The sequence below is a fragment of the Streptomyces sp. NPDC059201 genome (genome assembly GCF_042754585.1).
Taxonomy (GTDB): Bacteria; Actinomycetota; Actinomycetes; order Streptomycetales; family Streptomycetaceae; genus Streptomyces.
Genome location: NZ_JBHZBB010000007.1, coordinates 346114 through 365426, shown reverse-complemented (window position 1 = coordinate 365426; position 19313 = coordinate 346114). Strand labels below are relative to the sequence as shown.

Annotated in this window: 16 protein-coding genes; 10 read left to right on the top strand and 6 right to left on the bottom strand. The window is 70.8% G+C overall.

All coding sequences use genetic code 11. The annotated features are described in order from the left end of the window. Nucleotides 1-18 precede the first annotated feature (18 nt). From ACFXMG_RS24010 to ACFXMG_RS24000, 3 genes are all read left to right on the top strand, one after another. A complete protein-coding gene (locus tag ACFXMG_RS24010; RefSeq protein ID WP_383814333.1) occupies nucleotides 19-690 on the top strand; it encodes a helix-turn-helix transcriptional regulator in 672 nt (223 codons plus the stop codon). A 47-nt stretch (nucleotides 691-737) separates the two neighbouring features. After that, complete coding sequence (locus tag ACFXMG_RS24005) at nucleotides 738-1820, top strand: inositol-3-phosphate synthase (protein ID WP_383814334.1); 1083 nt, start codon at nucleotides 738-740, stop codon at nucleotides 1818-1820. Nucleotides 1821-1904: 84 nt separating this feature from the next. Further along, a complete protein-coding gene (locus tag ACFXMG_RS24000; RefSeq protein WP_383814335.1) occupies nucleotides 1905-3164 on the top strand; it encodes an MFS transporter in 1260 nt (419 codons plus the stop codon). A 53-nt stretch (nucleotides 3165-3217) separates the two neighbouring features. Here ACFXMG_RS24000 and ACFXMG_RS23995 read toward each other — a convergent pair whose 3' ends face one another. After that, a complete protein-coding gene (locus tag ACFXMG_RS23995) occupies nucleotides 3218-4660 on the bottom strand; it encodes a CCA tRNA nucleotidyltransferase (protein WP_383814337.1) in 1443 nt (480 codons plus the stop codon). Nucleotides 4661-4896: 236 nt separating this feature from the next. On the opposite strand from ACFXMG_RS23995, the gene ACFXMG_RS23990 reads away from it, so the two are divergent. From ACFXMG_RS23990 to trxA, 7 genes are all read left to right on the top strand, one after another. Next, the gene (locus tag ACFXMG_RS23990; protein ID WP_383814338.1) at nucleotides 4897-7341 is read left to right on the top strand and encodes a DUF6049 family protein; all 2445 of its coding nucleotides are present in this window, start codon (nucleotides 4897-4899) and stop codon (nucleotides 7339-7341) included. Between the two features lie 45 nt (nucleotides 7342-7386). Then, nucleotides 7387-9711 (top strand): murein biosynthesis integral membrane protein MurJ, encoded by a 2325-nt coding sequence (murJ, locus tag ACFXMG_RS23985; protein ID WP_383814340.1) that lies wholly within the window; start codon nucleotides 7387-7389, stop codon nucleotides 9709-9711. Nucleotides 9712-9828: 117 nt separating this feature from the next. Next, entirely contained in the window at nucleotides 9829-11520 is a 1692-nt protein-coding gene (locus ACFXMG_RS23980) for a protein kinase family protein (RefSeq protein WP_383814342.1), read from the top strand. Nucleotides 11521-11545: 25 nt separating this feature from the next. Further along, nucleotides 11546-12247, top strand: coding sequence for an RNA polymerase sigma factor SigM (gene sigM, locus ACFXMG_RS23975; protein ID WP_383814344.1), 702 nt, complete (start codon nucleotides 11546-11548; stop codon nucleotides 12245-12247). Continuing rightward, complete coding sequence (locus ACFXMG_RS23970; RefSeq protein ID WP_383814346.1) at nucleotides 12244-13185, top strand: hypothetical protein; 942 nt, start codon at nucleotides 12244-12246, stop codon at nucleotides 13183-13185. The genes sigM and ACFXMG_RS23970 overlap by 4 nt, the downstream gene beginning before the upstream one ends. Before the next feature lie 161 nt (nucleotides 13186-13346). Then, complete coding sequence (gene trxB, locus ACFXMG_RS23965; protein ID WP_383814347.1) at nucleotides 13347-14312, top strand: thioredoxin-disulfide reductase; 966 nt, start codon at nucleotides 13347-13349, stop codon at nucleotides 14310-14312. Nucleotides 14313-14358: 46 nt separating this feature from the next. Then, nucleotides 14359-14691: a thioredoxin gene (gene trxA, locus ACFXMG_RS23960; RefSeq protein ID WP_383814349.1), complete on the top strand. Its 333-nt coding sequence runs from the start codon at nucleotides 14359-14361 to the stop codon at nucleotides 14689-14691. A 63-nt stretch (nucleotides 14692-14754) separates the two neighbouring features. Here trxA and ACFXMG_RS23955 read toward each other — a convergent pair whose 3' ends face one another. The 5 genes from ACFXMG_RS23955 to ACFXMG_RS23935 all read right to left on the bottom strand — a co-directional run bounded on the left by ACFXMG_RS23955 (nucleotide 14755) and on the right by ACFXMG_RS23935 (nucleotide 19300). Then, nucleotides 14755-15372, bottom strand: coding sequence for a GNAT family N-acetyltransferase (locus ACFXMG_RS23955; protein ID WP_383814350.1), 618 nt, complete (start codon nucleotides 15370-15372; stop codon nucleotides 14755-14757). A gap of 170 nt (nucleotides 15373-15542) precedes the next feature. Beyond that, entirely contained in the window at nucleotides 15543-16598 is a 1056-nt protein-coding gene (locus ACFXMG_RS23950) for a ParB/RepB/Spo0J family partition protein (RefSeq protein ID WP_383814352.1), read from the bottom strand. Next, nucleotides 16595-17674 carry a ParA family protein gene (locus ACFXMG_RS23945; protein ID WP_383814354.1) on the bottom strand — a complete coding sequence of 360 codons (1080 nt, stop codon included), beginning with the start codon at nucleotides 17672-17674 and terminating at the stop codon, nucleotides 16595-16597. The genes ACFXMG_RS23950 and ACFXMG_RS23945 overlap by 4 nt, the downstream gene beginning before the upstream one ends. A gap of 238 nt (nucleotides 17675-17912) precedes the next feature. Continuing rightward, nucleotides 17913-18629, bottom strand: coding sequence for a 16S rRNA (guanine(527)-N(7))-methyltransferase RsmG (gene rsmG, locus ACFXMG_RS23940; RefSeq protein ID WP_383814356.1), 717 nt, complete (start codon nucleotides 18627-18629; stop codon nucleotides 17913-17915). Nucleotides 18630-18790: 161 nt separating this feature from the next. Beyond that, entirely contained in the window at nucleotides 18791-19300 is a 510-nt protein-coding gene (locus ACFXMG_RS23935; RefSeq protein ID WP_383814358.1) for a protein jag, read from the bottom strand. Between the last annotated feature and the right edge of the window lie 13 nt (nucleotides 19301-19313).

Genomic DNA, 19313 nt, shown 5'->3' with positions numbered 1-19313 from the left:
GGACGGAGGAGGCGACGCATGAGCAGACGTTCCGGCATCCTCGAGTTCGCCGTTCTCGGCCTGCTGCGCGAAGCCCCGATGCACGGTTACGAGCTGCGCAAGCGCCTCAACACCTCGCTCGGCATCTTCCGCGCGTTCAGCTACGGGACGCTCTATCCCTGCCTCAAGACGCTGGTCGCCAGCGGCTGGTTGATCGAGGAACCGGGCAGCGCCCCCGAGGAGGCCCTCGCCTCGTCACTCGCAGGACGCCGGGCCAAGATCGTCTACCGGTTGACGCCGGAAGGTAAGGAGCACTTCGAGGAGCTCCTCTCCCACACCGGTCCCGATGCCTGGGAGGACGAGCACTTCGCCGCCCGCTTCGCGTTCTTCGGCCAGACCGAGCGCGAGGTACGGATGAGGGTGCTCGAAGGGCGCCGCAGCCGGCTGGAGGAGCGCCTGGAGAAGATGCGCGCCTCGCTGGCCCGGACCCGCGAGCGACTCGACGACTACACGCTTGAGCTCCAGCGCCACGGAATGGAGTCCGTGGAGCGCGAAGTGCGCTGGCTGAACGAGCTCATCGAGAGCGAGCGGGCGGGACGCGACCAGCGCTCCCCCGACGCTCCGCACGACAACGATTCTGGAGAAACGGGCGGCCTGCCCCGGCACGGGGGCAGTACCCGGCCGGATCCGTCCGACGACACCGCCAAGTGAAACCCTGCGCCAGCAGGGCTTCCACGATCACACAGGGAGCAACCGGAATGGGTTCGGTTCGCGTAGCCATCGTCGGCGTGGGCAACTGCGCCGCGTCGCTGGTTCAGGGCGTCGAGTACTACAAGGACGCCGACCCGGCGTCCAAGGTGCCTGGCCTGATGCACGTCCAGTTCGGCGAGTACCACGTCCGTGACGTGGAGTTCGTCGCCGCCTTCGACGTCGACGCGAAGAAGGTCGGCCTCGACCTCTCGGACGCCATCGGCGCCAGCGAGAACAACACCATCAAGATCTGCGACGTGCCCGCCTCCGGCGTCACCGTCCAGCGCGGCCACACCCACGACGGTCTCGGCAAGTACTACCGCCAGACCATCGAGGAGTCCGCCGAGGCCCCGGTCGACGTCGTCCAGGTCCTCAAGGACAAGCAGGTCGACGTCCTCGTCTGCTACCTGCCCGTCGGTTCCGAGGCCGCGGCGAAGTTCTACGCCCAGTGCGCCATCGACGCCAAGGTCGCCTTCGTCAACGCCCTCCCGGTCTTCATCGCCGGCACCAAGGAGTGGGCCGACAAGTTCACCGAGGCCGGTGTCCCGATCGTCGGCGACGACATCAAGTCCCAGGTGGGCGCGACCATCACGCACCGCGTGATGGCCAAGCTCTTCGAGGACCGCGGTGTCCGCCTCGAGCGCACGATGCAGCTCAACGTCGGCGGCAACATGGACTTCAAGAACATGCTCGAGCGCGAGCGCCTGGAGTCCAAGAAGATCTCCAAGACGCAGGCCGTCACCTCGCAGATCCCGGACCGCGAGCTGGGCGAGAAGAACGTCCACATCGGCCCGTCGGACTACGTGGCCTGGCTGGACGACCGCAAGTGGGCGTACGTGCGCCTTGAGGGCCGCGCCTTCGGCGACGTTCCGCTGAACCTCGAGTACAAGCTCGAGGTGTGGGACTCCCCGAACTCCGCGGGTGTCATCATCGACGCCCTGCGCGCCGCGAAGATCGCCAAGGACCGCGGCATCGGCGGCCCGATCCTCTCCGCGTCCTCGTACTTCATGAAGTCCCCGCCGGTGCAGTACTTCGACGACGAGGCCCTGGCCAACGTCGAGAAGTTCATCAAGGGCGAGGTCGAGCGCTGACCTTCCGAGGTCCGATGCGTTTCACCTGACGAGGGTCCCCGCGGCACTGCCCGGGGACCCTCGCCGTATGTGAGTCTTGGGACCATGTCCGTCGTACGTGATCTGCGCGTACTGCTGCGCCTGCGCGACTTCCGGCGCCTGCTCACCGTCCGGCTGCTCTCCCAGTGCGCCGACGGGGTCTATCAGGTCGCCCTGGCCACGTACGTCGTCTTCTCGCCCGAGAAACCGGCATCCCCCGCCGCCATCGCCTCCGCCATGGCCGTGCTCCTGCTCCCGTACTCCCTCGTCGGCCCCTTCGCCGGAGTCCTCCTGGACCGCTGGCAGCGCCGCCAGGTCTTCCTGTACGGGAACCTGCTCCGCGCCCTGCTCGCCGGCGGGACCGCCGTGCTGATCCTCGCCTCGGTCCCGGACTGGCTCTTCTACGCCTCCGCCCTCTCCGTCACGGCCGTCAACCGCTTCGTCCTCGCGGGCCTCTCCGCCGCACTGCCCCGGGTCGTCGACGAGGAACGGCTCGTCGTGGCCAACTCGCTCTCACCGACCGCCGGCACCCTCGCCGCCACCGTCGGCGGCGGACTCGCCTTCGGCGTCCGACTGCTCGCCGACGACTCCGACGCGGCCGTGGTCGCCTTCGGCGCCGTCCTCTACCTCTGCGCCGCCCTCGCCTCGCTGCGGATGGCCCGGACGCTGCTCGGCCCCGACGCGGACCAGGTGCCGGGCCGGCTCTCCACGGCGCTCACCTCCACCGCCCAGGGGCTCGCCGCCGGACTGCGCCATCTCACCGAACGCCGGCAGGCCGCCCGGGCGCTCACCGCGGTCGGGCTGATGCGCTTCTGCTACGGCGCCCTGCTGGTGACGGTGCTGATGCTCTGCCGGTACGCCTGGAGCTCCACCGAGTCCGAAGGGCTGGGGCTCCTGGGGATCGCCGTCGCGGCCTCGGGCGCCGGGTTCTTCGCCGCCGCCGTCCTCTCGCCGTGGGCGGTGGGACGGTTCGGGCCCTTCGGCTGGATGATCCTGTGCGCGGCCACGGCCGCCGTCCTCGTCCCGGCGCTCGCCCTGTCCTTCACACCCGCGCCGTTCCTCATCGCCGCCTTCGTCCTGGGGCTCATCACCCAGGGCGCGAAGATCGCGACCGACACCGTGGTGCAGACGAACGTGGACGACGCGTACCGCGGGCGGGTCTTCTCCCTCTACGACGTGCTGTTCAACGTCGCCTTCGTGGCGGCGGCCGGGGTCGCCGCGCTGATGCTGCCGCCCGACGGTCGCTCCCCGCTGCTGATCGTGCTCGTGGGGGCCGGGTACGCGGCCATCGCCCTGCTGCTGCGCGGAGCACGCGACGAGGGGTGATGTTTCACGTGAAACAGCGTCGGCGCTGTTTCACGTGAAACATGGACGCGGCGTCAGTCGCGCGCGGCCCACCACTCCTTGAGCGCGGCCACGGCCTCCTCGTACTCCATCGGACCGTTCTCCAGGCGCAGCTCCAGCAGGAACTTGTACGCCTGCCCGACGGCGGGACCCGGCTTGATCTCCAGGATCTCCTGGATCTGGTTGCCGTCGAGGTCGGGACGGATCGAGTCCAGCTCCTCCTGCTCCTGGAGCTGGGCGATGCGGTCCTCCAGGCCGTCGTAGGCGCGGGAGAGCGCGGACGCCTTGCGCTTGTTGCGCGTGGTGCAGTCCGAGCGGGTCAGCTTGTGGAGGCGTGAGAGCAGCGGTCCCGCGTCGCGGACGTAGCGGCGCACGGCCGAGTCGGTCCACTCGCCCGTCCCGTATCCGTGGAAGCGCAGGTGCAGCTCCACGAGACGCGAGACATCCTTGATCATCTCGTTCGAGTACTTCAGCGCGGTCATGCGCTTCTTGGTCATCTTGGCGCCCACCACCTCGTGGTGGTGGAAGGAGACCCGACCGTCCTTCTCGAAACGGCGGGTGCGCGGCTTGCCGATGTCGTGGAGGAGCGCGGCGAGGCGGAGCACCAGGTCCGGGCCGTCCTCCTCCAGGTCGATCGCCTGGTCGAGGACGGTGAGGGAGTGCTCGTACACGTCCTTGTGCCGGTGGTGCTCGTCGCTCTCCAGCCGCAGCCCGGGCAGCTCGGGGAGGACGTACGCGGCGAGGCCGGTGTCGACGAGCAGGCCGAGGCCCTTCCGCGGGTGGGCGGAGAGCAGCAGCTTGTTCAGCTCGTCCCGGACGCGCTCGGCGGAGACGATCTCGAGCCGGTCGGCCATCTCCGTCATCGCGGTGACGACCTCGGGGGCGACCTCGAAGTCGAGCTGGGCGGCGAAGCGGGCGGCACGCATCATGCGCAGCGGGTCGTCGGAGAAGGACTCCTCGGGCGTGCCCGGGGTGCGCAGGACCCGGGCGGCGAGGTCCTCCAGGCCGCCGTACGGGTCGATGAACTCCTTCTCGGGGAGGGCCACGGCCATCGCGTTGACGGTGAAGTCACGCCGGACGAGGTCCTGGTCGATGGAGTCGCCGTAGGAGACCTCGGGCTTCCGGGAGGTGCGGTCGTACGCCTCGGAGCGGTACGTCGTGACCTCGATCTGGTAGCCGTCCTTCTGGGAGCCGACGGTGCCGAAGGCGATCCCGACCTCCCAGACGGCGTCGGCCCAGGGGCGGACGATCTTCAGGACGTCCTCGGGGCGGGCGTCCGTGGTGAAGTCCAGGTCGTTGCCGAGCCGGCCGAGGAGCGCGTCCCGTACCGAGCCGCCGACCAGCGCGAGGCGGAATCCGGCCTCCTGGAAGCGGCGGGCGAGGTCGTCGGCGACAGGGGCCACGCGCAGCAGTTCGCTGACGGCGCGACGCTGCACCTGGCTCAGTTCGGTCGAGGTTTCTTCGTTGGCGTTCGGCACAACAGAAAAGGGTACGTGCCCCGCTCCGCCCCGACGCCCCCGTTTTCCCGCGCGCGCTCCCGCCCCGGGTGGGAGGCGCCTGTGGGGTTCCTGTGAAAAGGACCTCCTCGCGCGTCATCGGCTGGAGGAGTCCCCGGCACTCGGCCCCGTCATGCCTCGTTACCATGCCTGGACACAGCAACCGGGAACCACTGGCATCACGAGCACCACCGACTACGACGAGGACGGGCGAACGCGTGGCTGAGGCGGCAGCTTTCCAGGGAACCGGTCCCTCACCTGCCCGCCGATGGCTGCGGCGCACCCTCACGATCGCCGTCGGGGCGCCCCTCCTGGCCGGTCTGCTCCAGACCCCGTCGGCGTCGGCGGCACCGGCCCAGGCCACCGAGGAGGGCCCGGTCTCCCGGACGGTCGATGTGTCGATCGACACGCTGACCCCGAGCGCCCCGCTCGAAGGGGACACGGTCACGGTCACCGGCACGCTGACCAACCGCGGCAAGCGGACGATCACCGACGCGACGGTGAACCTGCGGGTCGGCCCGCGGATGGAGAGCCGCAGCGAAATCGACCAGGTCACCCGTCGGAAGGGCTTCCGCTCCGACAGCGACCCGCAGCCGCTGGACGCCGCCCCGGAGATCGACATCGCGCGGCTGGCCGTCGGCGTCCCCCACGACTTCCGCCTCTCCGTGCCCGTCTCCAAGCTGGACCTCGACGACGAGGGCGGCGTCTACCAGCTGGGCGTCTCGATCACCGGCCAGACCTCGGAGGCGCAGTACGACCGCGTCCTCGGCATCGAGCGGACCTTCCTGCCGTACCAGCCCGAGCCCACCGCCAAGCGGACGCAGCTCACCTACCTGTGGCCGCTGATCTCCTCGGCCCACATCTCGGCCGACACCGCCTCGGACGACCAGCAGAGTCCCGTCTTCCAGGACGACGACCTGGCCAAGGAGCTCCGCCCCGGCGGCCGGCTCGACGAGATGGTCACCCTGGGCCAGGACCTCCCGGTCACCTGGGTGATCGACCCGGATCTGCTGGCCTCCGTCGACGCCATGGCCAACGGCTACCGGGTCAAGGACGGCACCGGCCACAGCCCCGGCACGGAGGCGAACCGGAAGCTGGCCGAGCGCTGGCTCGGCATGCTGGAGAAGGCGGTGCAGGGCCGCAAGGTCGTCGCGCTGCCGTTCGCCGACCCCGACCTCGCCTCCCTCGCCCACCGGGGCAAGGCCGTCCCCGGCTCGCTGAAACACCTCCAGTCGGCGACCCAGCTGGCCGGGTCGACCGTCGAGACGATCCTCCACGTGGAGCCGGCCACCGACTTCGCCTGGCCCGTGGAAGGCGCCGTCGACCCCTCGATCGTGGCGGTCGCGACCTCCGCGGGCGCCCACAAGGTGATCGCCCGCAGCGACAGCATCCAGGACGACGACCTCCCGTACACGCCCACCTCGGCCCGCCCCCTCGGCGGCGGCACCACGGCGGTCGTGAGCGACGCGGAGCTGTCGACCGCCTTCCAGGGCGACATGGTCCGGGCCGAGACGTCGACGCTCGCGGTCCAGGAGTTCCTCGCGCAGACCCTCGCGATCACCCTGGAACAGCCGCAGGACCGGCGCAGCGTCGTGGTCGCCCCGCAGCGGCAGCCGAGCGTGGCCCAGGCCCAGGCGATGGCGGCCGCGGTGCGCGGGCTCGGCGCCCGCCGCTGGACCGAGCCGCTCGACCTGGTCGCCGCGGCGGCGGCCAAGCCCGACCCCGACGCCTCCACGACGGTGCCGCGCGGCTCGCAGTACCCGAAGAAGCTGCGCGACAGCGAGCTTCCGGTGCAGGCGTTCCGCGACATGAAGACCACCCGCGACGAGCTGGACGACTTCAAGGTCATCCTCACCGACGCGACCCGGGTCGTCCCGCCGGTCGGCAACGCGATCAACCGCGAGATGTCCACCTCCTGGCGCGGCCGGGCGAGCGCCGCGGCGATCTACCGCGTCGAGGTCCAGGACGTCCTCCAGCGCCTCACCAAGAGCGTCGTCCTGGTCGACAAGTCCGACCTGACCCTCTCGGGGCGCAGCGCGACCATCCCCGTGACGGTGCAGAACAAGCTCCTCCAGGACGTGGAGGGGCTGGTCCTGCGGCTGACCTCCAGCAACAAGGGCCGTCTGAAGGTCGACGGCGAGGGGTCGGCGGACCTGCCCATCAAGGTCCGCGCGGGACACAGCCAGTCGGTGAAGTTCCCCGCCTCGGCCAACGCCAACGGCCAGGTCTCGATGACCGCCCAGCTGTACACGGTGGACGGCACGCCCTACGGCTCCCCGATGACCTTCTCCGTGAAGGTCTCCGAGATGACCCCGACGGTGATGCTCGTCATCGCCGGCGGTGTGCTGCTCCTCGTCCTCGCCGGCGTCCGCATGTACAGCCAGCGCAAGCGCCTGGCCGCCCGCGCCGCCGAGGCCGAAGCCGAAGACGAGGCAGAGACCGGAACAGAGACCGACGCAGAGACCGACACCGGGACCGAGGCCGAAGCCGAGACTCCGGTGGCCCCCGCGACCGGGACCGGCGGGGCCGACGCGCCCGGCGCCGTGGACGACACTCCCGAGGGCGAGACGGTGGACGGAGCCGAGCACCCGAGTGACCTGGACACGGACACCGGCTCCGAAAGCGGCGACCCGTCGGGCCCGGGTGAGAAGGTGGACCGTTGAGCGATGTCGTGGCCGGTCGGCCGGGGACGATGAGGTGGGGTAACCATGAACGCGCCGTACGACGCTGACCGCGGCCAGGGTGCGGGCGGCGCCGCACCGTCGGGCGGCTCGCCCGTACCCCCCGCCGGGCCGGACGGGCAGCAGGTCCCGCCGACCCCGCCGCAGGGGCACCAGCCCGGGTACCCGCCGCAGACCCCTTACCCACAGCCCCCCTACCCGCAGCCGCCCTACCCGCAGGGCCCGTACGGGGCGCAGCCGCAGCACCCGGCCGCCGCGCACCCCGAGAACCCGTACGTCCAGGACCCCAACGTCCAGGACCCCTACGTCCAGGACGCCTACGCCCACGACCCGTACCGGGCGCGGGACCTGTCCGCGCAGGACCCGGTGACCGAGGCGCTCTACGACCGCGCCGCCCACCCGCCGCCCCCGCCGGGCACGTACCAGGAGCCGCAGCCGCTCTACCAGCAGCCGGTCGCGCCCCACCACGCCCCCGACCCCCGGGTCTGGGCCCAGACCCCGGCGCCCGAGCCCGACGGCCCCTCCCGCCACCTCCCGTACGGCGACGACGCCCGCACGGTCCAGTTCACCGGCGTCGACGACCTGGTGACCCGGGCGAGCGAGGAGGAGCGGCCCGAGCAGGACGCCTTCGCCCACCTCTACCGGGACCAGCAGGGCCAGGGCCAGGTGCCCGCCCCGGCCGCGGAGCCCGACCCGCTGCCCGCCCCCGCGCCGAAGAAGACCGGCCGCGCCTCCGGGCTGCTGAAGTCGAGCGCCGTGATGGCCGCCGGCACGCTGGTCTCCCGGCTCACCGGCTTCGTGCGCTCCCTGGTCATCACCGGCGCCCTCGGCGCCGCGCTGCTCGGTGACACCTTCACCATCGCGTACACCCTCCCGACGATGATCTACATCCTCACCGTCGGCGGCGGCCTCAACTCGGTCTTCGTGCCGCAGCTCGTCCGCTCGATGAAGAACGACGAGGACGGCGGCGAGGCGTACGCCAACCGCCTGCTCACCCTCGTCATGGTGGCGCTCGGCCTGATCGTGGTCGCGGCCGTCTTCGCGGCGCCCGTCCTGATCCGGCTGATGTCGAACACCATCGCCGACGACGCCGCCGCCAACAGCGTCGCGGTGACCTTCGCCCGCTACTGCCTGCCCACGATCTTCTTCATGGGCGTGCACGTGGTGATGGGCCAGATCCTCAACGCCCGCGGCAAGTTCGGCGCGATGATGTGGACCCCGGTCCTCAACAATATCGTCATGATCGTCACCTTCGGCCTGTTCATCTGGGTCTACGGCACCTCCGCCGAGTCCCACATGGGTGTGCAGACCATCCCCGACGAGGGCATCCGCCTCCTCGGCATCGGCACCCTGCTCGGCCTCGTCGTCCAGGCGCTGGCGATGATCCCGTACCTGCGCGAGACGGGCTTCCGCTTCCGGCCCCGCTTCGACTGGAAGGGCCACGGCCTCGGCAAGACCGTCAAGCTCGCCAAGTGGACCGTCCTCTTCGTCCTCGCCAACCAGGCGGGCGTCCTGGTCGTCACCCAGCTCGCCACCGCGGCCGGCGAGGAGTCCGGCAAGAACGGCGCCGGCTTCCTCGCGTACTCCAACGCGCAGCTGATCTGGGGCATGCCGCAGGCCATCATCACGGTCTCCGTCATGGCCGCCCTGCTGCCCCGGATCTCCCGCGCCGCGAGCGACGACGACCCCGGCGCCGTCCGCGACGACATCTCCCAGGGCCTGCGCAACTCCGCCGTCGCCATCGTCCCGGTCGCCTTCGCCTTCCTGGCCCTCGGCGTCCCGATGTGCACCCTGCTGTACGCCTCCAGCGGCGTCGAGGCCGCCCAGGGCATGGGCTTCATCCTGATGGCCTTCGGCCTCGGCCTGATCCCGTACTCGGTGCAGTACGTCGTCCTCCGCGGCTTCTACGCCTACGAGGACACCCGCACCCCCTTCTACAACACGGTCATCGTCGCCGCCGTCAACGCCGTGGCCTCCACCACCTGCTACGTCGTGCTGCCCGCCCAGTGGGCCGTGGTCGGCATGGCCGCCTCCTACGGTCTCGCCTACGCCGTCGGCGTCGGCATCGCCTGGCGCCGGCTGCGCAACCGCCTCGGCGGCGACCTGGACGGCGCGCACGTGCTGCGCACCTACGCCCGCCTCTGCATGGCCTCCCTGCCGGCCGCGGTGCTGGCCGGCGGCGTCGGGTTCGGCCTGCTGAAGCTGCTCGGCGAGGGCGCCCTCGGGTCGCTGGTCGCGCTCCTCGTCGGCGGCGCGGTGCTCCTCGGGGCCTTCTTCGTCGCCGCGCGACGCATGCGGATCACCGAACTGAACACCCTCGTCGGCATGGTGCGGGGCCGTCTCGGACGCTGATCCCGTCCCCCAGGACAACCATCGGGGGGAACCGTGTGTCGTGCATAGCGTCCGACTGTGGGCACAATTGGCTTGGCTGTTGGATGTGGCGCAACGGATGGGGAGGCAGGAACGACGGTGGCGGAACGTAGCACGGCTGCCGTCGACGTGGCCGACAACAGCGGTGACGACCCGCTGACCGCGCAGGCGGACACGGCCGCGACCGACGGGGTGGCGGAAGAACGGAAGACGGCGGAGGAGCCCACGGGGGCCCCCGAGCAGAAGGCGGTCGAACGGAAGAACGGCGAACAGCCCTCCATCGCGGCACCCGAGTTGCACAGCGGTCACAAGCTGGCCCGGCGCTACCGGCTGGAGGAGTGCGTCACCCGTCTGGACGGCTTCAGCAGTTGGCGTGCCGTCGACGAGAAGCTGCGGCGGGCGGTCGGCGTGCACCTGCTGCCGGCGGACCATCCACGCGCCCGCTCGGTCCTGGCCGCCGCCCGCTCGGCGGCCCTGCTCGGCGACCCCCGGTTCGTCCAGGTCCTCGACGCGGTCGAGGAGAACGACCTCGTCTACGTCGTCCACGAATGGCTCCCTGACGCCACCGAGCTGACGGCGCTCCTCGCGGACGGTCCGCTCCCGGCCCACGACGCCTACCAGCTCGTGTCCCAGATCTCCCAGGCCATGGCCGCCGCGCACCGCGAGGGCCTGGCGCATCTGCGGCTCACCCCGAGCGCCGTCCTGCGCAGCTCCACCGGCCAGTACCGCATCCGCGGCCTCGCGGTGAACGCCGCGCTGCGCGGCATCACCGCCGACGGGCCGCAGCGCGCGGACACCGAGGCCATCGGCGCCCTCCTCTACGCCTCGCTGACCCAGCGCTGGCCGTACGAGAACGACGCCTACGGCCTCTCCGGGCTGCCCAAGGGCGTCGGCCTGATCCCGCCGGACCAGGTCCGCGCCGGCGTCCACCGGGGCCTCTCCGAGATCGCCATGCGCGCCCTCGCCAACGACGGGGCCACCGCGTCCCGTCAGGAACCGCCCTGCACCACGCCGGACGAACTGGCCAAGGCCGTGGCGGCGATGCCGCGCGTCAAGCCGCCGGAGCCGGCGTTCACCGCCCCCGCCGAGTACCAGCGCACCACGTACCAGCAGGGCACCTACGGACGCCCGCAGCCGCGCCCCGTGGTCACCCAGCCCGTCCCGGTCCCTCCGGCGCCGCTGGAGAGCCGTACGGGCAAGGCGCTGAAGTGGGCCGTCGGCGCCCTCCTCATCGCGGCCCTGGGCCTCGGCAGCTGGCAGATCGCGGACCGGCTCCTCGTCCCCGAACCCAAGGACGAGACGCCGATCGTGCAGCAGCCGGTCGACGAGAAGCCCGAACCGCCGAAGCCGATCGCGATCGAATCCGCCTACGACTTCGACCCGTTCAGCGACGACGGCAGGGAGAGCCCCGCCGACGTGCCGAAGGCGTACGACGGAGACCCGGACACCTACTGGCAGACCATGCGGTACCGGGACTACTCGAAGTTCGGCAACCTCAAGGAGGGCGTGGGCGTCGTCCTCGACCTGGGCAAGGAGCAGGAGGTCGCCTCGGTCGACGTCTCCTTCCTCGGCCAGACCTCCGTGGAGTTGCGCACCGCACCCGCCGGCACCTCGTCGGCCCCGTCCTCGCTCTCCACCTTCACCACCCAGGCATCAGATTCCGGAACCGACATCTCCCTGAAGCCTGCCAAGCCCGTGACGACCCGCTACGTTCTGGTCTGGCTGACGGATCTCCCTGCCGCCGACGGCGGCTTCCGCGGCCAGCTGACCGAAGTCAAGGTCATGGGCTGACGACGACACGGGAGGGGGCTGACCGTTGGACCGTCCGATAGACGCCGCAGACGACCAGGAACTCCTGGCCCGTCATGTCGCCGGGGACCCGGACGCCTTCGGTGAGCTCGTACGGCGCCACCGCGACCGGCTGTGGGCGGTGGCGCTCCGCACCCTGGGGGACCGCGAGGAGGCCGCGGACGCCGTCCAGGACGCCCTCCTGTCGGCCTTCCGGGCCGCCCACACCTTCCGGGGCCAGTCGGCCGTCACGACCTGGCTCCACCGCATCACGGTGAACGCCTGTCTCGACCGGCTCCGGAAGAGCGCCACGCGCAGGACCTCACCCGTAGACGACACCGCCCGCTTCGAGCAGCTTCTCGAACCGCACGAGTCCGCCGAGGCACCCGCCGAGCGCGAGGACCTCCACCGGCAGCTGCTCGCCGCGCTCGCCACCCTCGCCCCCGACCAGCGCGCCGCCCTCGTCCTCGTCGACATGCAGGGATACCCGGTCGCCGAGGCGGCCCGTATCCTCGGCGTTCCCACCGGCACCGTGAAGAGCCGCTGCGCACGCGGCCGGGCCCGGCTGGTGCCGATGGTCACTCATCTGCGCGCCGACACGGTGGGTAACGAGCCCCCTGAGGGGGGAAGGAACCGGACGCCGGGGGCATCCGTCCCACCGGTGTCGGAGCCGAAGGAAAACGGACCGACTGATCCAGCTGCTGTGAAGGGCGGAGGTGGGCGCGCGTGACCACGACCGACAAGGCCGACACAGCACAGCACCCGGACGTCTCGGAGATCTCCGATCTGACCGAGGGCCTGCTCTCCCCGAGCCGCTCCGTGACGATCCGGCGGCACCTCGACGCCTGCGGCCTCTGTGCCGACGTCCGCAGCTCCCTGGAGGAGATCCGCGGACTTCTGGGCACCCTGCCAGGCCCCCCGCGCATGCCCGCCGAGATCGCCGGCCGGATCGACGCCGCCCTCGCCGCCGAGGCACTCCTCGACGCCACGGCCCCCGAATCGACCGGACGTGTTTCACGTGAAACCACGACCGCGCAGAGCGCTGTTTCACGTGAAACAACCCCGTCACGTGAAACAACCCCATCGGCCCCCCGGACCCGTCCCGCCGAGGGCCGCCCTCCGGCTCCCAAGGCCGCCGGTGGACCCGGACGGGGCCGCACCCGCCACCGTCGCCGGATCGCCGTCCTCACGAGCCTCGCCGGCACCCTCGTCGCCGCCGTCTGCGCGTACAGCCTCTATGCGCTCACCCAGAACGGCGCGGAGACGCACGGCGTCGCCTCCGACGCCGCCGTGAGCGCGCCCCTGGGCACCTTCTCCGGGGAATCGGTCGAGGACCGGGTGGAGAGCCTGCTCGCCGGTGACGGCCCCTCCGTGCGGGTCCCGAAGGGGGAACGGCCCGAGTCGCTCTCGGCCGAGGAGACGGGGAGCCTCGGCACCGCCCAGCGGAACAGCGACGCGGCCCTCCCCGGCTGCGTCCTCGCGGGCACCGGACGCCAGGACGCCGTCCTCGCCTCCGAGCGCGGCGAGTACGAGGGCACCTCCGCCTATCTCCTCGTCCTCCCCGACCAGGCGTCCGGCGACCGCGTGCAGGTCTATGTGGTCGACGCCTCCTGCACCGGGAACACCCCCGCCGAGCTGCTCCGGACCGCCTCCCTCCCGAAGCCCTGAGCTCTTCCGCGTCCCGCCGTTCGTCTCACGGTCCGTCTCACGCACGTGCCGCGCGGCGCTCTCGGGAATGCTCGCCCCTTAGGATCCGTTGGGTGGGGTGAGAGTGACCGAGACACCGCCCCGTAGGCAGTAGGCAGTCTGCAGAGACGAGGAAGAAACCCGTGAGCGACGTCCGTAACGTGATCATCATCGGCTCCGGGCCCGCGGGTTACACCGCTGCGCTCTACACAGCCCGAGCGTCGCTGAACCCGCTGGTCTTCGAAGGCGCCGTCACCGCCGGTGGCGCCCTGATGAACACCACCGAGGTCGAGAACTTCCCCGGTTTCCGTGACGGCATCATGGGCCCGGACCTCATGGACAACATGCGGGCGCAGGCCGAGCGCTTCGGCGCCGAGCTCGTCCCGGACGACATCGTCGCCGTGGACCTCACCGGTGAGATCAAGACCGTCACCGACACCGCCGGCACCGTGCACCGCGCCAAGGCGGTCATCGTCACCACCGGCTCGCAGCACCGCAAGCTCGGCCTGCCGAACGAGGACGCTCTCTCGGGACGCGGTGTCTCCTGGTGCGCCACCTGCGACGGCTTCTTCTTCAAGGACCAGGACATCGCCGTCGTCGGCGGCGGCGACACCGCGATCGAGGAGGCCACCTTCCTCTCGCGCTTCGCCAAGACGGTGACGATCGTCCACCGCCGTGACACCCTGCGCGCCTCCAAGGCCATGCAGGAGCGCGCCTTCGCCGACCCGAAGATCAAGTTCGCCTGGGACAACGAGGTGACCGAGATCCACGGCGAGCAGAAGCTCTCCGGTCTGACCCTGCGCAACACCAAGACGGGCGAGACCAGCGCGCTGCCGGTGACCGGTCTCTTCATCGCCGTGGGCCACGACCCGCGGACCGAGCTGTTCAAGGGCCAGCTGGACCTCGACGAGGAGGGCTACCTCAAGGTCGCCGCCCCGTCGACCCGCACCAACCTCACGGGCGTCTTCGGCGCCGGTGACGTCGTCGACCACACCTACCGCCAGGCCATCACGGCCGCCGGTACCGGCTGCTCCGCCGCGCTCGACGCCGAGCGCTTCCTGGCCGCCCTCGCCGACAGCGAGAAGCTGGCCGAGACCCCCGCGGTCTGACCCGAACTCCTCCCACCCCACACCCCGCGAAGTTAAGGAGGCCGCCGTGGCCGGCGCCCTGAAGAACGTGACCGACGCTTCCTTCGAAGAGGACGTCCTCAAGAGCGAGAAGCCCGTCCTGGTGGACTTCTGGGCTGCCTGGTGCGGCCCGTGCCGTCAGATCGCCCCGTCGCTGGAGGCCATCGCCGCCGAGCACGGCGAGATCGAGATCGTGAAGCTCAACATCGACGAGAACCCGGCCACGGCCGCGAAGTACGGCGTCATGTCCATCCCGACGCTGAACGTGTACCAGGGCGGCGAGGTCGTGAAGACCATCGTAGGCGCCAAGCCGAAGGCGGCCATCCTGCGCGACCTGGAGCCCTTCGTCTCGGCGAAGTGACCCACTGTTTCACGTGAAACGGCCCGCCCCCTGTGGGGGCGGGCCGTTTCCGTTCGGGTCAGATCAGAGGGGACGGAGGGCCGGTTCCTTCTGTACGGCTCCGAGCAGCCGGTCTAGGGCCATCTCGACGTCCTCCTTCCAGGAGAGCGTCGTCCGCAGTTCCAGGCGGAGGCGAGGGAAAGCGGGGTGCGGACGGACGGTCTTGAAGCCGACCGCGAGCAGGTGGTCGGCCGGCAGCACACAGGCCGGTTCCTTCCAGCGGGCGTCACCGAACGCCTCGATCGCCTTGAAGCCGCGCCGCAGCACGTCCTTGGCGACCGTCTGCACCACCATCCGGCCCAGGCCCTGCCCCTGGTACTCCGGCATGATCCAGGCCGTCATCAGCTGGACGGCGTCGGCCGCCACGGGGCTCGTGGGGAAGGCCGTCGACCGGGGCACATAGGCCGGGGGAGCGTAGAGGACATAGCCGACCGGCACCTCGTCCACGTAGACGACCCGGCCGCAGGACCCCCACTCCAGCAGGACGGCGGAGATCCACGCCTCCTTCTCCACCTCCGCGCGGCCCGCCTTCACGGCGGCCTCCCCGCTCACCGGATCGAGCTCCCAGAAGACACAGGAGCGGCAGCGCTTCGGGAGGTGCGGAAGATTGTCCAGCGTGAGCGGTACGAGCCGACGCCCCACGGCTGCCCCTCGCTTCCCTGGCCGTCGAACGGCCACCGAGCACGGATACGGCTCTCGGAATCGTATCCAGCGGGCTCCCGGGGCGACACCGCACACAGACCGAAGGGCGGGCCGCGTCCCGATGTCCTCCGGAACGCGGCCCGCCCTCCGCGGGTCTGTGAGGGGGCTTCCTACTCCCCGTCCTTCTCCTCGTCCTGCTCGGCCTTGAGCATCTGCTTCAGGACCTTGTCCTCGCCGGGGGCCAGGGTCGTGAGGATCCGGTCGAGGTCCTCCACCGAGGCGAACTCGACGACGATCTTGCCCTTCTGCTGTCCCAGGTCGACCTTCACCCGGGTCTCGAAGCGGTCCGAGAGGCGGGTGGCGAGATCGGAGAAGACCGGCGAGACCCGGGCGCCGGCCCGGGGCTTCTTCGCCTTCACCGCGGCGGGCTCATCGAGCCCCATGAGCTTCACGATCTCCTCGACCGTGCGCACCGAGAGCCCCTCGGAGACGATCCGGTACGCCAGCTGGTCCTGGGCCTCCGGGTCCTCCACGCCGAGCAGGGCGCGGGCGTGGCCGGCGGAGATCACTCCGGCGGCGACCCGGCGCTGGACCGGCGGGGAGAGGCGCAGCAGCCGCAGGGTGTTGGAGACCTGCGGGCGCGAGCGGCCGATCCGGTCCGCGAGCTGGTCGTGGGTGCAGCCGAAGTCCGTGAGCAACTGCTCGTAGGCGGCGGCCTCCTCCAGCGGGTTCAGCTGGGCCCGGTGGAGGTTCTCCAGGAGCGCGTCCAGGAGCATCTTCTCGTCGTCCGTGGCCCGGACGATCGCGGGGATGGACTCCAGACCCGCCTCACGGCAGGCCCTCCAGCGCCGCTCGCCCATGATCAGCTCATAGCCCTCGTCCTCCGCCTTGCGGACGACCACGGGCTGGAGCAGACCGACCTCCTTGATGGAGGTGACCAGTTCGGCGAGCGCCTCGTCGTCGAAGACCGTACGCGGCTGCTGCCGGTTGGGCGTGATGGCGTCGAGCGGGATCTCGGTGAAGTACGCACCGGCGACCAGCGCCGGCTCGGGCTCCACCGGTGCCTCCACCGGCTCGGGCTGCGGGGCACCCTGGGGGAACAGGCGTGCCGCGCCGCTCCCGGGGAGCGTGGAGACAGCGCCGGTCTCCGGCGCCTGCTGGTCCTGGGGACCGGCGAACAGCGCGCCGAGCCCCCGCGGCCCCAGTCCCCTACGTCGGTCGCTCACTGAAGTTCCTCCGCCATGCTGTGCTGGTTGTTCTGGTGCCCCAGGCGGCCGTGCTGCTGGGGCTCGTAGTGGACGGCGACGCCCCGGAAGGCGATCTCGCGCGCCGCTTCGATGTACGACAGGGCTCCGCTGGAGCCGGGGTCGTAGGTGATCACGGTCTGGCCGTAGCTGGGGGCCTCGGAGATGCGGACGGACCGCGGAATGCTGGTCCTGAGCACCTCCCGCCCGAAGTGGGTGCGGACCTCTTCGGCGACCTGCGAGGCGAGCCGGGTCCGACCGTCGTACATGGTCAGCAGGATCGTCGAGACGTGCAGCGTCGGGTTGAGGTGGCCCCGGACCAGGTCGACGTTCTTGAGGAGCTGTCCCAGGCCCTCCAGCGCGTAGTACTCGCACTGGATCGGGATGAGGACCTCGGCGCCCGCCACCAGGGCGTTCACCGAGAGCAGGCCGAGGGACGGCGGGCAGTCGATCAGGACGTAGTCCAGCGGCTGCTCGTACGCCTGGATCGCCCGCTGGAGTCGGCTCTCGCGCGCCACCATCGACACCAGCTCGATCTCCGCACCGGCGAGATCGATCGTGGCCGGGGCGCAGAAGAGACCCTCGACGTCCAGGACCGGCTGGACCACTTCGGAGAGCGGCCGGCTGTCGACGAGGACGTCGTAGATCGAGGGCACGTCGGCGTGGTGGTCGATGCCCAGCGCCGTGGAGGCGTTGCCCTGCGGATCCAGGTCGATGACGAGGACCCGGGCACCGTGCAGGGCCAGGGAGGCGGCAAGGTTGACCGTCGAGGTCGTCTTGCCCACGCCGCCCTTCTGGTTGGCCACCACCATGATGCGGGTCTGCTCGGGACGGGGCAGTCCCTCCCCGGCGCGACCCAGCGCCTCTACGGCCAGCTGGGCAGCACGACCAATGGGGGTGTCGTCCATCGGGGGCAGTGTTTCACGTGAAACATCTTCCCCAGCCGATTCGGTTCGGGGACCGGGGACCGGATCGGTCATCGGTCCCGCGATGTTGGCGTCGGACCGCAAGGATTCACTCTCCTCGGCATCAAGCTCGCGATGGGAAGAGCCTGCCATGCTTTCGGGGTCGTGAACCAGCGAGGTAGGTGGATCTGTGGGTGAATCCACCTCTGTGGAAAACTCCGTAACCCTCGCGGGTGGCTTCACACGGGGTCTGCGGTCCCGGGGGGTGGCAGCCGCGCGCCCGCGGCTGATGATCCCCTGGAGCAGTGAGCGACGTTTCACGTGAAACACGATGCCCCTGCGACCCTGCCGGGACCGTCCGACACTCCGTGAAAGCGGACGAATGCGACGCTCAGCGGCGCCGGCGGGTCTTGCTCGTCCGTGCGGCCTTGGCCCGCTTGGCCGCGAAACGCACGCCGCCGGGGCTCTCGCCCACCTCGACCCGGACCACCGTGGACATCGGATCGACGATCCCCTCGCCCACGTGGTGCACCGAGGTCTCCACGACGCCCAGCTTCGAGAGCGCGGCACGTGCCCCGTCGAGCTCCTCCTGCGCGGTGTCGCCCTTCAGCAGCAGCATCTCGCCGTAGGGGCGGAGCAGGGGCACTCCCCAGCCGGCCAGCCGGTCCAGGGGCGCCACGGCGCGGGCGGTCACGACATGGACCGGCGGGAACTTGCCGAGCATCTCCTCGGCTCGGCCCCGTACGACGGTCACGTGGTCGAGACCGAGCAGCTCCACGACCTCCAGAAGGAAGTTCGTCCGGCGCAGCAGCGGCTCCAGGAGCGTGATCTTCAGATCGGGCCGCACCAGGGCCAGCGGGATGCCGGGCAGACCGGCGCCGGAGCCGACGTCGCAGACCGTCACGCCCTCGGGGACGACCTCGGAGAGGACGGCGCAGTTCAGCAGGTGGCGCTCCCACAGCCGCGGAACCTCACGAGGGCCGATGAGCCCGCGCTTCACACCGGCGTCCGCGAGCAGCTCCGCGTACCGCACGGCCTCGGGGAAGTACTCGCCGAAGACTTTCCGCGCCTGTTCCGGCGCCTCGGGGAGCTCCGCTGCCTCCGTCACGGGGACCGTCCTTCCGTACCGCACGCATACCGTGCGAGCGCACTGTGGTGGCTGAGTGGCTGAACTGTCAGGGGGCTGACGATTCAGGGGGTGACTGAAGTATCAGGCTGACAAAGGAAGGCCCCGCCTGCGAACAGACGGGGCCGACGCGATGAGAGGGGTCAGGCAGGGAGGACGACGACGAAGCGCTGGGGCTCCTCGCCCTCGGACTCGCTGCGCAGACCGGCGGCGGCGACCGCGTCGTGCACGACCTTGCGCTCGAACGGGGTCATCGGGTCCAGCTTGACCGGCTGACCGGAGGACTTGACCTCGTCCGCGGCCTTGGCGCCGATCTGGGCCAGCTCCGTGCGCTTCTGCGCGCGGAACCCGGCGATGTCGAGCATCAGCCGGCTGCGGTCGCCGGTCTCCCGGTGCACGGCGAGGCGGGTCAGCTCCTGGAGCGCCTCCAGCACCTCCCCGTCACGGCCCACGAGCTTCTGCAGGTCGCGGCCGCCGGAGTCGCTGATGATCGAGACCGCTGCCCGGTCCGCCTCGACGTCCATGTCGATGTCGCCGTCGAGGTCGGCGATGTCGAGCAGACCCTCAAGGTAGTCGGCCGCGATCTCACCCTCCTGCTCCAGGCGGGTCAGGGTGTCGCCACCCTCGGCGGCGGAGGTGGTGCCTTCCGTCACGGATGGACTCCTT

Excerpts from the sequence above, each read along its gene's own strand:
- ACFXMG_RS24010 (WP_383814333.1), top strand. The coding sequence starts at position 19 with ATGAGCAGACGTTCCGGCATCCTCGAGTTCGCCGTTCTCGGCCTGCTG.
- ACFXMG_RS24005 (WP_383814334.1), top strand. The coding sequence starts at position 738 with ATGGGTTCGGTTCGCGTAGCCATCGTCGGCGTGGGCAACTGCGCCGCG.
- ACFXMG_RS24000 (WP_383814335.1), top strand. The coding sequence starts at position 1,905 with ATGTCCGTCGTACGTGATCTGCGCGTACTGCTGCGCCTGCGCGACTTC.
- murJ (WP_383814340.1), top strand. The coding sequence starts at position 7,387 with ATGAACGCGCCGTACGACGCTGACCGCGGCCAGGGTGCGGGCGGCGCC.
- ACFXMG_RS23945 (WP_383814354.1), bottom strand. The coding sequence starts at position 17,674 with ATGGCAGGCTCTTCCCATCGCGAGCTTGATGCCGAGGAGAGTGAATCC.